The 13,757-nt window shown below is 35.5% G+C and carries 11 protein-coding genes; all 11 read left to right on the forward strand.

The features are described 5' to 3' along the window. Nucleotides 1-12 precede the first annotated feature (12 nt). The 11 genes from NBE98_RS08365 to NBE98_RS08415 all read left to right on the forward strand — a co-directional run bounded on the left by NBE98_RS08365 (nt 13) and on the right by NBE98_RS08415 (nt 13,735). A complete protein-coding gene (locus tag NBE98_RS08365) occupies nt 13-1,299 on the forward strand; it encodes a glycine/sarcosine/betaine reductase component B subunit (RefSeq protein WP_250814493.1) in 1,287 nt (428 codons plus the stop codon). Nucleotides 1,300-1,361: 62 nt separating this feature from the next. Continuing rightward, on the forward strand, nt 1,362-1,832 hold the full coding sequence (gene grdA, locus NBE98_RS08370; RefSeq protein ID WP_250814494.1) for a glycine/sarcosine/betaine reductase complex selenoprotein A: 471 nt from the start codon (nt 1,362-1,364) through the stop codon (nt 1,830-1,832). A gap of 29 nt (nt 1,833-1,861) precedes the next feature. Further along, nucleotides 1,862-3,169, forward strand: coding sequence for a glycine reductase complex selenoprotein B (gene grdB, locus NBE98_RS08375; RefSeq protein WP_250814495.1), 1,308 nt, complete (start codon nt 1,862-1,864; stop codon nt 3,167-3,169). Between the two features lie 101 nt (nt 3,170-3,270). Continuing rightward, the gene (gene grdC / locus NBE98_RS08380) at nt 3,271-4,812 is read left to right on the forward strand and encodes a glycine/sarcosine/betaine reductase complex component C subunit beta (RefSeq protein WP_250814496.1); all 1,542 of its coding nucleotides are present in this window, start codon (nt 3,271-3,273) and stop codon (nt 4,810-4,812) included. A gap of 28 nt (nt 4,813-4,840) precedes the next feature. Next, a complete protein-coding gene (gene grdD / locus NBE98_RS08385; RefSeq protein ID WP_250814497.1) occupies nt 4,841-6,001 on the forward strand; it encodes a glycine/sarcosine/betaine reductase complex component C subunit alpha in 1,161 nt (386 codons plus the stop codon). A gap of 322 nt (nt 6,002-6,323) precedes the next feature. Further along, nucleotides 6,324-7,436 (forward strand): BMP family lipoprotein, encoded by a 1,113-nt coding sequence (locus NBE98_RS08390; protein ID WP_250814498.1) that lies wholly within the window; start codon nt 6,324-6,326, stop codon nt 7,434-7,436. A gap of 94 nt (nt 7,437-7,530) precedes the next feature. Then, nucleotides 7,531-9,060, forward strand: a complete 1,530-nt coding sequence (locus NBE98_RS08395; protein WP_250814499.1) for an ABC transporter ATP-binding protein — start codon at nt 7,531-7,533, stop codon at nt 9,058-9,060. Further along, nucleotides 9,047-10,108: an ABC transporter permease gene (locus NBE98_RS08400; protein WP_250814500.1), complete on the forward strand. Its 1,062-nt coding sequence runs from the start codon at nt 9,047-9,049 to the stop codon at nt 10,106-10,108. The genes NBE98_RS08395 and NBE98_RS08400 overlap by 14 nt, the downstream gene beginning before the upstream one ends. Then, nucleotides 10,108-11,043 (forward strand): ABC transporter permease, encoded by a 936-nt coding sequence (locus NBE98_RS08405; RefSeq protein ID WP_250814501.1) that lies wholly within the window; start codon nt 10,108-10,110, stop codon nt 11,041-11,043. Before NBE98_RS08400 ends, NBE98_RS08405 begins: the two co-directional genes overlap by 1 nt. A gap of 146 nt (nt 11,044-11,189) precedes the next feature. Beyond that, the gene (gene rpoN / locus NBE98_RS08410; RefSeq protein WP_250814502.1) at nt 11,190-12,557 is read left to right on the forward strand and encodes an RNA polymerase factor sigma-54; all 1,368 of its coding nucleotides are present in this window, start codon (nt 11,190-11,192) and stop codon (nt 12,555-12,557) included. 143 nt (nt 12,558-12,700) lie between these two features. Continuing rightward, nucleotides 12,701-13,735, forward strand: a complete 1,035-nt coding sequence (locus NBE98_RS08415) for a sugar-binding transcriptional regulator (RefSeq protein WP_250814503.1) — start codon at nt 12,701-12,703, stop codon at nt 13,733-13,735. The last annotated feature ends 22 nt before the right edge of the window (nt 13,736-13,757 follow it).

Consider the following 13,757-nt stretch of genomic DNA (forward strand, 5'->3'; position numbering starts at 1 on the left):
GAGGTGACCGCTTTGCGTCTAGAACTTGGGAAAATTTATATAAAGGATATACAATTTGGACCACAAACTAAAGTTGACAATGGAGTTCTTTATGTAAACAAAGAAGAGTTATTAAAGGAAATTGGTGGAGATGAAAGACTTCAGTCCATTGATTTTGATTTAGCAAAGCCTGGTGAGGAAACTAGAATAATTCCTGTAAAAGATGTTATTGAGCCAAGAGTCAAGGTTGAAGGAAAAGGTGGTATTTTCCCTGGCTTTATAAACAAGGTTGATACCGTTGGTTCTGGAAGAACTCATGTGCTCAAAGGAGCAGCTGTTGTTACTACTGGTAAAATAGTTGGTTTCCAAGAGGGTATAATAGATATGAGTGGTGAAGGAGCTAAATACACACCATTCTCAAAAACTAACAATCTAGTTATTATATGCGAACCAAAAGATGGAGTGCTTCAGCATGAGCATGAAGAGGCTGTAAGAATGGTAGGCTTCAAGGCTGCAACCTACCTAGGAAAAGCTGGTAAAGATGTAGAACCAGATGAGGTAAAGGTATATGAAACAAAACCATTACTTGAACAGGTTAATGAATTCCCAGAGCTTCCGAAGGTAGTTTACGTATATATGCTTCAAACTCAAGGCCTTTTACACGACACTTATGTATATGGTGTAGATGCTAAGAAGATAATACCTACTTACATTTATCCAACAGAAGTATTTGATGGTGCAATTGTTAGCGGTAACTGCGTATCAGCTTGCGATAAGAACCCAACGTATGTTCACTTAAATCAGCCTATTATTGAAGATCTTTATGAAAGACATGGAAAGGACTTCAATTTCTTAGGTTGCATTATAACTAACGAAAACGTTTATCTTGCTGATAAGCAAAGATCTTCTGATATGACAGCTAAGCTTGTTGAATTCTTAGGAGCTGATGCAGTTATAATTTCTGAAGAAGGCTTTGGAAATCCTGATGCAGATTTAGTAATGAACTGCAACAAGATAACCGATAAAGGGATAAAGACAGTACTTGTTACTGATGAATATGCAGGAAGAGACGGAAGCTCTCAATCACTTGCAGACTCAACTCCAAAAGGAGATGCAGTTGTAACGGGTGGAAATGCTAACGAAGTAGTAACACTTCCAGCAATGAAAAAGGTTATAGGACACCCAGAAGCTGCTAATATAATAGCAGGCGGATATGTAGGAAGCTTAAGAGAGGATGGCTCTATTAACGCAGAAATTCAGGTTATTACTGGAGCAACTTCAGAAGTCGGCTTTAACTATTTAACTGCAAAGGGTTACTAAGATTATAATAACAAACAATACATTACACCAAAATAATAATTTGTTATGAAAGGAAGGATATCATGTTAAAGGGTAAAAAAGTAATTGCCATTGGCGATAGAGACGGAATTCCAGGACCAGCTATAGAAGACTGTGCTAAATCAGCTGGTGCTGAAGTAATATTTGCATCAACAGAATGCTTCGTTTGAACAGCTGCAGGTGCTATGGATCTGGAGATCCAACAAAGAGTTAAAGACCTTACTGAAAAGCATGGTGCTGAAAATGTAGTTGTAATTATAGGTGGAGCTGAGGCTGAGGCTTCAGGATTATCCGCGGAAACAGTAGCTGCAGGAGATCCAACTTATGCTGGACCACTTGCTGGAATAGCTTTAGGATTGGCTGTATATCACGTTGTTGAGCCAGAAGTTAAGGATCAATGCGATGCAGCAGTTTATGATGAGCAGTGCGGAATGATGGAAATGGTTCTTGATGTAGATGCTATCGTAAAAGAAGTTAAAACTGTAAGAACTCAATTTTCAAAATACACAATTTAAATAAAATACTCCGAGAGGGGGGAGCACACTTGATACGTGTCGTTCACTATATTAATCAATTTTACGCTGGAATAGGCGGAGAAGAAAAAGCTGATATAAGACCAGAGGTTAGAGAAGGTTTTGTAGGACCTGGTATGGGTCTAAATGGTTTATTAAAACCAAAAGGCGCTGAAATAGTTGCTACGGTTATATGTGGAGACTCTTATTTCAATGAAAACATGACTGAAGCAAAAGCTGAAATAATAGAAATGATAAAAAAATATAATCCAGACTTATTTATAGCAGGACCTGCTTTTAATGCTGGAAGATATGGAGTTGCTTGTGGTGCTATAGCTACAGAAGTAGAAGAAAAGCTGAACATACCTGTTTTAAGCGGGATGTATATTGAAAACCCAGGCGCTGACATGTATAAAAAACAATTATATATAGTAGAAACTAAAAACAGTGCAGTAGGAATGAGAGATGCACTTCCAAAGATAGCTAACCTTGCTATAAAATTAGCTAATAAGGAACAAATAGATGCTCCTGATGTTGATGGTTACATTGAAAGAGGTATAAGAAAGAACTACTTTGCAACTGAAAGAGGTTCAAAGAGAGCTGTAGATATGCTTGTTAGAAAGATTAAAGGTGAAGCCTTTACTACAGAATTCAAGATGCCTGTATTTGATAGAGTTGAACCAAACCCACCAGTAGCAGATATAACAAAAGCTAAAATAGCAATAGTTACATCTGGCGGAACTGTACCTAAGGGAAACCCAGATCACATAGAATCTTCCAGTGCATCAAAGTTTGGTAAGTACGATATAGAAGGAGTTATGGACTTAACTTCTGAAACCTATGAAACTGCACACGGAGGATATGACCCAACATATGCTAATACTGATAATGACAGAGTCATACCAGTTGACGTGTTAAGAGAGTTTGAGAAGGAAGGCAAGATAGGCTCACTTCATAGATACTTCTATAGTACTGTTGGAAATGGAACTGCTGTTGCTTCTTCAAAGAAATTTGGAGAGCAAATTGCTAAGGAACTTATAGCAGATGGAGTTCAAGCAGTTATATTAACCTCCACCTGAGGAACTTGTACTCGTTGCGGTGCAACGCTTGTTAAAGAAATTGAAAGAGCAGGGTTACCTGTTGTTCATATGTGTACAGTAGTTCCAATATCCTTAACAGTTGGAGCTAACAGAATAGTTCCTACAATAGCTATACCTCACCCACTTGGAAACCCTAACTTAGATAAGAAGGATGAGTATGAGTTAAGAAAGAAACTGGTTTCTAAAGCACTAAGAGCTTTAGAAACTCCAGTTGAAGGACAAAAAGTATTCGAAGATTAATAGACTTTTAAAAGGAGAATTGGAGAAATGAATATAAAAACATTCTCCAATTCTCCTTTTTTATTAACCATATATTTAGTTATAGATTGGGAGGATTTAAAATGAGTTTTCCAGTAATTAAAAAGGCGTCCTACGTTTTAGTTAATACACCTGACATGATAATTCATAATGGAACAACACAAACACTTGAAAGAGAAACTAACCCAGAATCTGAATATTTAAAGCAAATCCCTTCTCACTTAAGAAGCTTTAATGAGGTTGTTGCATATGCACCTAACCAGACGTATATTGGAAATATGACTCCAGAGGAGTTAGCATCAAGAAAAAGACCTTGGACAAATGAAGCTGTAGAAGGATCAAATAGATTTGGAAAGTTTGGGGAAATTATGCCTCAAGACGAATTCTATGGCTTAATTAAAATTTCAGATGTATTTGATCTAGTAAAATTAGAAAAAGGTTTTACTGCAGTTGTAAAAGAGAAGTTAGCTAAGCATCCAATAATAAATTCAAAGATTGAGTCTTTAGGTGAAGGAGAAGAATTGGCAGATATCGAAAAGCTAGTTGAATCTCATATTGCAGAAGGACTTTACGAAAATGGAAAGCTTATAGGATGCGTAAGACGTGCTCATGAACACGACAAAAACTTGTCATCACATATAATGGTTGAAAATTTATCTGTTAAAGCATCTGGTGTTCTAGCTTTAATGCACCTAGTTAAGGACTTGGATATGGATATTAACAGTATAGAATATATAATTGAATGCTCAGAAGAAGCAATTGGAGATATGAATCAAAGAGGCGGAGGCAATGTTGCAAAGTCAATTGGAGAAGTAGCTGGGCTTAAGGGAGCAACCGGCACTGACATGAGAGGCTTTTGCGCAGGTCCAACTCATGCACTAATTACAGCTTCAGCTCTTGTTAAATCAGGGGTTTACAAGAATGTTGCAATAGTTGCTGGAGGAGCTACAGCTAAGCTTGGAATGAATGGTAAGGATCATATTAAAAAGAACCTTCCTGTATTAGAGGATTGCTTAGGCGGATTTGCAATATTAATCAGTGAAAACGACGGAGTAAATCCAGTACTTAGAACTGATATAATAGGAAGACATACAATAGGACACGGTGCATCACCACAAGCTGTACTTGAGGCCTTGGTTCTTGAACCTCTTGATAAGGCTGGCTATAAGATTACAGATATAAATAAATATGCTCCAGAAATGCAGACACCAGACATTACTGAACCAGCAGGTGCTGGAGACGTACCAACACAGAACTATAAAATGATTGGTGCCCTTGCAGTTAAAAAGGGACAATTAGATAGAAAAGATCTTCCAGCCTTTGTTACTACTTATGGATATCCAGGGTTCGCTCCAACTCAGGGGCATATTCCTTCAGGAGTTCCAATAGTAGGACACGGCAGAGAAAACATGCTTAACGGAAAAATGGATAATTTCATGATAATCGGTAAAGGAAGCTTATTCCTTGGAAGAATGACAAATCTTTTTGACGGTGTTTCAATAGTTGTTGAGAAGAATACAGGTAATTCTGAGGTAAAAGCTGAAGCTGGTATATCAAAGGAAGAAGTTAAGTCTATGGTTGCAGATGCAATGAAGGATTTTGCAGCTTACTTAATGAATAAATAACTTTAGGCTTTAAGGAAGGTGTGAAATTATGAGTAAAGAAATGGCATCAAAAATGATAGCCGAAGTTTTTAACGAGATAGCTGATGGCATTAAGTCAGGAAGTTTTGGAAGAAAAGTTAAAGTAGGTTTAACCATTCTTGGTTCCGAGCATGGAATAGAGGAAATGGTTAAGGCGGCAGAGCTTGCAAGAAAAAAATACGATGATTTCGAAGTTGTGCTTATAGGACCAAAAACATCTTCTACTTTAGAGACTGTGGAAGCTGCTACTGCTGAAGAAGGACATAAGTTAATGGTTCAGCTCCTTGAAAGCGGTAAAATCGATGGCTGTGTAACCCAGCACTTTGATTTTCCTATTGGTGTTTCAACAGTAGGAAGAGTAGTAACTCCTGGAAGAGGCAGAGATATGATTGTAGCCACAACTACAGGAACTACTTCAACTAACAGAGTTGAGGGCATGGTAATTAACGCGATTTCAGGTATAGCTGCAGCTAAAGCTATAGGAATAGAAAATCCTAAAGTAGGAATATTAAATCTTGATGGTGCAAGAAAAGTTGAAAGAATACTTATAGAACTTAAAGAAAAAGGATATGCTATCGAATTCGCAGACTCTTTAAGAGCAGATGGCGGCTGTGTAATGAGAGGAAATGATCTTCTTGCAGGAACACCAGATGTTATGATTTGCGATTCTTTAACAGGAAATCTTTTAATTAAAATCTTCTCATCGTTTACAACAGGTGGAGACTATGAGACAGTTGGTGCAGGATACGGGCCGGGAATAGGAGAAAACTATGACAAACTAATAAACATAGTTTCAAGAGCTTCTGGCGCTACGCTAATTAGTGAAGCCTTAAAATTCTGTGCTACCTGCGCAAAAAATAAAGTATTAAATATGGCTGCTGAAGAGTTCAAAAAAGCAAATGCTGCTGGGCTAAAAGATATAATATCAAAAAATACAAAGGATAAAATTATAGAAAATACAGAAGAAGTTAAGATGCCTCCTAAAAAGGTTGTTACTTCAGATATTGCAGGCATAGATATTCTTGAGCTTGATAATGCTTGCAGATCCTTATGGAAACAGGGCATATACTCAGAAAGCGGTATGGGATGTACCGGTCCTATAATTCTAGTAAATCCAGATGATGCTGAAAAAGCTAGAAAAGTATTAAAAGAAGCAGGTTTTCTAAGCTAAGTAAAATTTAGATAGGTTGTACCAAGATATTTTCTAGGTACAACCTATAAAACTTTACCTCTTTAAATTACTATATTGCTTTTTTATTTAATATGAAGTATATTAATTTTTAGACATTATTTTTGTTTATGTATAATATACAAAATTTTTTAGTATATTATGTATAGCTTTACAATATAATTTTAGTAAGCAATACATATTTAAAGTTATTTTAAATTAAGTGTAAATTATTTTTAAATAAATTTACAGAAAAAGAAGGAATTTAAGTTATTTTATAGAATAATTTAAGTTACCAAAACAAAAATTATTGGAGGGAACTATAATGAGCAAAAAAAGAATTCTTTCTGTGCTTGCAGCTGTTGCAGTAGTTACTACATTATTTGCAGGTTGTAAGGCATCAGCACCAGCACCATCACAAGGAGGAGACAAAAAACCTGCGTCTTTGACAAAAGTTGGTATGGTTACTGACTCAGGTACAATAGACGATAAATCCTTTAACCAAGGAACTTGGGAAGGAATATTAAAGTATAAGACTGACAAGAAAACAATAGAAGAAAAATATTTACAGCCTTCAGGAGAACAAAAAACAGACTACATGAATGCTATCAGCGACCTTGTAGACTCTGGCTATAAGCTAGTAGTTACTCCAGGGTTTAAATTTGAAACAGCAATAAATGAAGCAGCTGATAAATATAAGGATGCTTCTTTCGTACTTATCGATGGACAGCCAAATAATGGAGATGGAAAGTTTGTAAAACATGACAATGTTGTTTCAGTATTCTTTAATGAGCATGAAGCTGGATTCCTTGCAGGTGTTGCTTCTGCTTTATCAACAAAAACTGGAAAGCTTGGATTCATAGGAGGTATGAAAATACCACCAGTTGAAAAGTTTGGTTGGGGATTTAAAGCAGGAGTTAGCTATGCAAACAAAACTTTTGGAACTAAGGCAGAAGTTATAGATTTCTTATTTGAAGGTACATTTAATAACGTAGCTGGTGGTAAGAACTTAGCTGCTGGTATTTACAACAAAGGCGCAGACATAATATTCCATGCTGCAGGCGGCGTAGGAGTTGGAGTATTCAACGAAGCTAAAGAAAGAGCAGAAAAAGGCCAAAATGTATGGGTTGTAGGTGTTGACGTTGACCAATACGAATCAGGTAAGATTTCAAGCGGTAAGTCAGTAACATTAACTTCAGCAGTTAAAGGTATAGATGTTGCAGCTTTCAACTATATTGATGCTAAATTAAATAACAAGTTCCCAGGAGGACAAGTTATAACATTAGGATTAAAGGATAATGCAGTTGGAATACCAGCAAAAAATCCTAACCTTTCAGACGACATAGTTAAGAAGGTTGATCAAGCTAAAAAAGATGTTGTTGATGGAAAAATAAAAGTTCCAGCAACTGAAGCAGACTTAGCTACTTTCTTAAAATAATAAAATAAGATATAATAAAATAAAAGGAAAACAGCATTATCCTTAACGCTTGTTTTCCTTTTTTAAAACTATAATTTACCATGGAGGAGAAGACATGGACTATATTATCGAAATGTTAAACATTAGAAAAGAGTTCACTGGTATAGTTGCAAACGATAATATTACACTTCAAGTTAGACCAGGTGAAATTCATGCACTGCTTGGAGAAAATGGTGCAGGAAAATCTACATTGATGTCGGTGCTGTTTGGTCTCTATCAGCCTGATGGTGGAAGTATAAAAGTAAGAGACAAGGAAGTAAAAATAACAAATCCTAATGTTGCAAATGATCTTGGAATAGGAATGGTGCATCAGCACTTTAAACTAGTTCATAATTTTACCGTAACAGAAAACATTCTTCTTGGGAAAGAATCAGTAAGAGGTGGAAAGATTGATATTCAATCAGCCGCAAAGAAAATTCAGGACTTATCTAATCGTTATAAATTAAGTGTAGACCCTTTCTCAAGAATTGAAGATATTACAGTTGGTATGCAGCAGAGAGTCGAAATTTTAAAAATGCTGTATAGAGATGCGGAAATATTGATATTTGACGAGCCTACAGCTGTATTGACACCTCAAGAAATTCATGAACTCATAGGTGTTATGAAGGCTATGGCTGCTGAAGGAAAGACCATATTAGTAATTACTCATAAGCTTAAGGAAATAAAAGCAGTAGCAGATAGATGTACGGTTATTCGTAAGGGTAAATCAATTGCAACCGTTGATGTCAAGGAGACATCCGAGGAAAAAATGGCTGAGCTTATGGTTGGCCGTCGAGTAAACTTTAAGGTTGATAAAATACCTGCAACCCCAGGAAAAGAAGTATTTAAAATAGAAGATTTAAATGTAATAAATCATAGAGGAATTAAAAGCGTGAAAAACGTAAGCTTATCTGTTAGAGCAGGTGAAATACTTGGAATAGCAGGTGTAGAAGGTAATGGACAAACCGAACTAATCGAAGCTATTACGGGACTTAGAAAAGCTGAATCAGGAAAAATTCAAATTGAAGGTAATGATATCACAAATCTTTCTGTAAGACAGCGAAGCGAACAAGGCATAGGTCATATTCCTGAAGACAGGCATAAACATGGATTAGTTCTGGATTTTACTTTAGAAGATAATATGATTCTACAAAACTACTATAAGGAACCTTTTTCTAAAAACGGAATATTGAATAGAGATAAGATACGTGCTTATTCAAAGGATCTTATAGAGCAATTCGACGTTCGTTCCGCACAGGGGCCTATAACAAAATCCAGAAGCATGTCTGGAGGAAATCAGCAAAAGTCTATTATAGCTAGAGAGGTTGATAAGTCTCCAACAGTTATGATAGTCGCGCAACCTACTCGTGGTCTTGACGTTGGAGCTATTGAATACATCCACAAGAGACTTATAGAAGAACGTGATAAAGGTAAAACTATATTATTATTCTCGCTGGAGTTGGATGAGATTCTTAACTTATCAGATAGAATAGCAGTTATGTATGAAGGTGAAATCGTAGGAATAGTAGATGCCGATAAGACAAATGAAAACGAGCTAGGTCTTATGATGGCAGGAGGAGGTAAGAAAGAGCATGCGCAAGAATAAATTTCTAATACCGTTGCTTGCTGTTTTGCTTGGATTTATAACTGGAGCTATAGTTATGCTTGTTACAGGACATAACCCTCTGCAAGCGTATACAGCTCTTTTAAAAGGAGCAGGCTTTTTTGGAAGCATTAAGCGTTTTGGAGATACACTATTAAATACAACAACTTTAATACTAACAGGTTTATCTGTTGCTTTTGCTTTCAGAACAGGTTTGTTTAACATCGGTGCACCAGGTCAAATGCTTATGGGAGGATTTGCAGCAAGTTTTATAGGAGTAAGAATGAACCTGCCTGCTTATATACACATGCCTTTAGCAGTTGCAGCTGCCATTTTATTTGGAGCATTATGGGCATTCTTGCCGGGTTTTTTAAAGTCCAAATTTAAAATACATGAAGTTGTAACTAGCATAATGATGAACTATATAGCTATGTGGAGCGTTTATTATTTTGTTCCAGTTCTAATGCCTGGTCAATTTAATACAGAGTCAAAGCCAATACTTCCATCTGCATCACTAAGAGTGCCATGGCTTACAAAATTGTTTGAAGGATCATATGTTAATCTTGGTTTATTCATGGCGTTAATATGTGTGATTTTAGTTTGGTGGATACTAGAGAAAACTACATTTGGATATGAATTGAAAGCAGTTGGATTTAATGTTAATGCTTCCCAGTATGCTGGAATGAAAGTAAACAGAAATATGATACTTTCTATGATGATTGCTGGTGCATTAGCAGGACTTGCAGGGGCTACTTACTATATTGGATATGCAGATAATATAAAAATAGGAATGCTCCCATCACAAGGTTACGATGGTATTGCAGTTGCTTTGCTTGGATTAAACAATCCTTTTGGAGTAGCATTGGCTGCTCTGTTGTTTGGTTTCATGAATGCAGGTCGTCTATTTATGCAGTCATCTACCTCAGTACCAAACGAACTGGTTCCGATTATAATTGCAATAATTATATTCTTTGCGGCTACTAGCCTAATGCTTGAAGGCTGGGTTAAGAGATTTGAAAAACTATTTAGAAGAAATGCAGGTGATAAATAATGTGGGATATTTTAACAAGCATTTTGCCATTAACATTAACATATACTGCACCGCTGCTTATTATTGCCTTAGGAGGTCTATATAGTGAACGAAGTGGAGTTGTAAATATCGGTCTTGAAGGCCTATTAGGAGTTGGTGCCTTTACCACAGCTTTTGTGATGAAGATGATGGGAGTTTCCCCAATAGTGGCATTAATAGCAGCAGCATTTGCTGGTGGTCTATTTTCACTGCTTCATGCATTTGCAAGCGTTACCATGAGGGCTGATCAGGTTGTAAGTGGTACAGCTATCAATATCCTCTCTTCAGCAATTACAGTTTACTTGGCAAGAGCTTTAAGCGGCAGTGCTAACATTCAAATTCTAAAAGGTTTCATAAAGACAGATATACCTGTTTTATCTAAAATACCTGTATTAGGACCTTTGTTTTTTAGTAGCACCTATATTACAACATGGATAGTTTTACTGATAGTTGTGCTTAGCTGGTACATCCTATACTATAGACCTTTTGGATTGAGATTAAGAGCTTGCGGTGAAAATCCTCAAGCTGCAGACTCATTAGGAATCAATGTCTTAAGGATTAGATATATCGGAGTTGCTATATCTGGTATTTTGGCAGGACTAGGTGGAGGAATCATAATAGTAACATACGCTGGTGAGTTTTCACCTCTTATTTATAACGGATTAGGTTTCTTAGCCTTGGCTGCACTTATATTTGGTAAGTGGAAGCCTTGGGGAGTCGTTGGAGCTGCCTTCTTCTTTGGTTTTGCAAAAACTGTAGCAGATATGTCTAAATTATTTGAAGGAATAAAGAATATGCCTAATATATTCTTTAATACGTTTCCATACGTGGTAACTTTAATAGCTCTAGTACTTTTCTCAAAGAATATGGCTGGACCAAGAGCAGCCGGAGAGCCTTATGATCCAGGAAAACGATAAAATTAGTAAAATGTATTTTACAGAAAACCATACTTTGTAAGTATGGTTTTCTGTATTTTTATTTTTAAATAAGTGTTATAATGGATATACATAAAGCAGATGTAATATAACACATTTGCCAAAATAGGGTTGGTGGAAACATGGATATGAACTTTAACTTAAACCTTACACAGGAACAAAAACTTGTTATGACTCAGCAAATGCAGCTTTCTATTAAGCTTCTCCAAATGTCTAGCCTTGAGCTTCAAGAACATGTTGATAAGGAATTGCAGGAAAATCCTGTACTCGAAGTTTCATATGCTGAAGAAGCTCATGATGAAAATCTTAAAAATAGAATTGATTATAAAGAGTTTATAAAATATTTGGACTTTGATAAATATGGACAGAGGCATTATGAAAAAAATGATGAAGAGGAAGTATCCCCCTTTAATTTTATAAGCGAACAAAAATCTTTAAAACAAGATTTAGTAGAACAGATTATAGATTTAGGTGTAAAGGATTACCTTTTTCCCATATGCGAATATATTATTGATAACCTAGATGAAAGGGGTTACTTAGAGGTTAGTGAAGAAGATATCTCTAAACAGCTGAATGTTGAAATATCTATTGCTAGGGAAGCAATCAAAATAGTTCAAAGTTTGGAGCCAATAGGGATTGCTGCAATGGATTTAAGGGAATGCCTAAAACTACAGCTAGAAAGAAATGGCGTTTTAAATAATTATTTGAGTGTTATAATTGATAAACATCTTGAAAATATTGCAGATAACAGATATAACCTAATAGCTAAGAGCTTAGGAATTGAGCTTAAAGAAGCCCAATATTATGGGGATATTATCAAAAGCCTTCAGCCAAAACCCTCAAGCGGATTTTATACAGGAGATGAAATAAGTTATACAGCTCCTGATGCATATATTAAAGAAATAGGTAGTGAGTTTCATATATTAATGAATGAAAACTTAGTGCCAAAGCTAAATATCAATGAAATTTATAAAGAGATAATAAAAAATGAAAATGATGTAGCTGCTGTAGAATACGTTAAAGAAAAGATAAATAGCGCTTTATTTTTAATGAAGAGTATTGAGCATAGAAAAAGCACTATATATAAGGTTTTAGAAAAAATACTAGAAATCCAACAAGATTTCTTTAAATATGGTGAAAGCTATTTAAAACCTATGTCGCTTAAAGATATATCTGAAAGTATAGGCATGCATGAGTCTACTATAAGCAGAGCTATAAAAGATAAGTATATAAATACAAATAGAGGAACTATAAAAATAAAAGATTTATTTACTGTGGGGCTATCTTCTGCAAATAGCGCAGAGGATGTATCAGCATCTATAATTAAAAAAGAGATTAAAAAAATGATAGATAAAGAAGATAAATCAAAGCCTCTTTCAGATCAGGCTATCTGCGACTATTTAAACGAGCAGGGAATGAATATTTCCAGAAGAACAGTAGCAAAATATAGAGAGGAAATGAATATTAAAGCTTCAAGTAAAAGAAAGAGGTTTTAGTATATCCTCTCTTTCGTTTTGTTTACACATTGTTAACATATTTTTTTGAAATACTAATTTAAAAAAGTTAGTATTTAATTTATAATATAAGTGGGACAAGAAATGAATGACCGGGACGTATAATGACCAAAGAGGTGTTACTATTGCGCGAGATTTTAAAACTAGCTCAGAAAGTTGTACCCGAGACCTTAGAACTACTTGTTAAAAGATATAACATACTCAGGGTTATTAATCACAATCAGCCCATAGGAAGAAGAACACTATCAAGCAGCCTTGAAATTGGTGAAAGAATAGTTCGTTCTGAGATTAATTTTCTAAAAGAGCAAAACCTTATAGAAATAAACACTCCAGGAATGACTATTACTCCTGAAGGTGAGGAGGTAATACATAAGCTTAAGGACATAATTCATGAACTTAAGGGCCTCTCTGATTTAGAGGAATACATAAAAAAAGGGTTGGGACTTAAGAATGTTATAATAGTTCCAGGAGATTTAGATCAAGACAAAACAGTTCTTTCAGAATTGGGAAAAGCTGCAGCAAATATACTTAAGGATCTAATAAGAGATAAAAGTATTATTGCTCTTACAGGGGGCTCTACAATAAAGGAAGTTGTTGATAATGTCCCAAGAATTACTAATTTTAAAGATATTCTAGTTATACCTGCAAGAGGCGGCATGGGCAAAAATGTAGAGATCCAAGCAAATAACCTAGCGGCTAGTTTGGCACACAAACTTTCAGCCAACTACAAGCTTTTACATATTCCAGACAATTTAACTACTACTGCATTAAGTGCTGTATTAAATGAAAGCGATGTAAAAGAAATTGTAGATAATATAAAAAACTCAGATATACTTATTTATGGTATAGGACGAGCGGATGAAATGGCTAAAAGAAGAGGTCTCTCTTCTGAGAGGGTACAAGAACTAAATTCTTTAGGAGCAGTAGGTGAGGCTTTCGGAAATTACTTTAATAGTCTAGGCGAAATAATTTGTTCTACGTCAACTATTGTTGTAGACAGCAATTCGCTAAAGAGTATTGGAAACCTTATTGCAGTAGCTGCAGGTGAGAGCAAAGCAGAAGCTATAGTAGCAATAGAAAAGAACTTGTCTCACAGTACTTTAATCACTGATGAAGGTGCAGCTAGAAAAATAATTAATATTCTAGATAAAATAGAGTAAACTATCAGTGTGTCTAGTATAT

Origin of the sequence: Clostridium swellfunianum, assembly GCF_023656515.1 — a bacterium.
GTDB lineage: Bacteria > Bacillota > Clostridia > Clostridiales > Clostridiaceae > Clostridium_AT > Clostridium_AT swellfunianum.

Coding starts and splice junctions, on each gene's coding strand:
- grdC (WP_250814496.1), top strand. CDS start 3,271: ATGAGTTTTCCAGTAATTAAAAAGGCGTCCTACGTTTTAGTTAATACA.
- grdD (WP_250814497.1), top strand. CDS start 4,841: ATGAGTAAAGAAATGGCATCAAAAATGATAGCCGAAGTTTTTAACGAG.
- NBE98_RS08390 (WP_250814498.1), top strand. CDS start 6,324: ATGAGCAAAAAAAGAATTCTTTCTGTGCTTGCAGCTGTTGCAGTAGTT.
- NBE98_RS08395 (WP_250814499.1), top strand. CDS start 7,531: ATGGACTATATTATCGAAATGTTAAACATTAGAAAAGAGTTCACTGGT.
- NBE98_RS08400 (WP_250814500.1), top strand. CDS start 9,047: ATGCGCAAGAATAAATTTCTAATACCGTTGCTTGCTGTTTTGCTTGGA.
- NBE98_RS08405 (WP_250814501.1), top strand. CDS start 10,108: ATGTGGGATATTTTAACAAGCATTTTGCCATTAACATTAACATATACT.
- rpoN (WP_250814502.1), top strand. CDS start 11,190: ATGAACTTTAACTTAAACCTTACACAGGAACAAAAACTTGTTATGACT.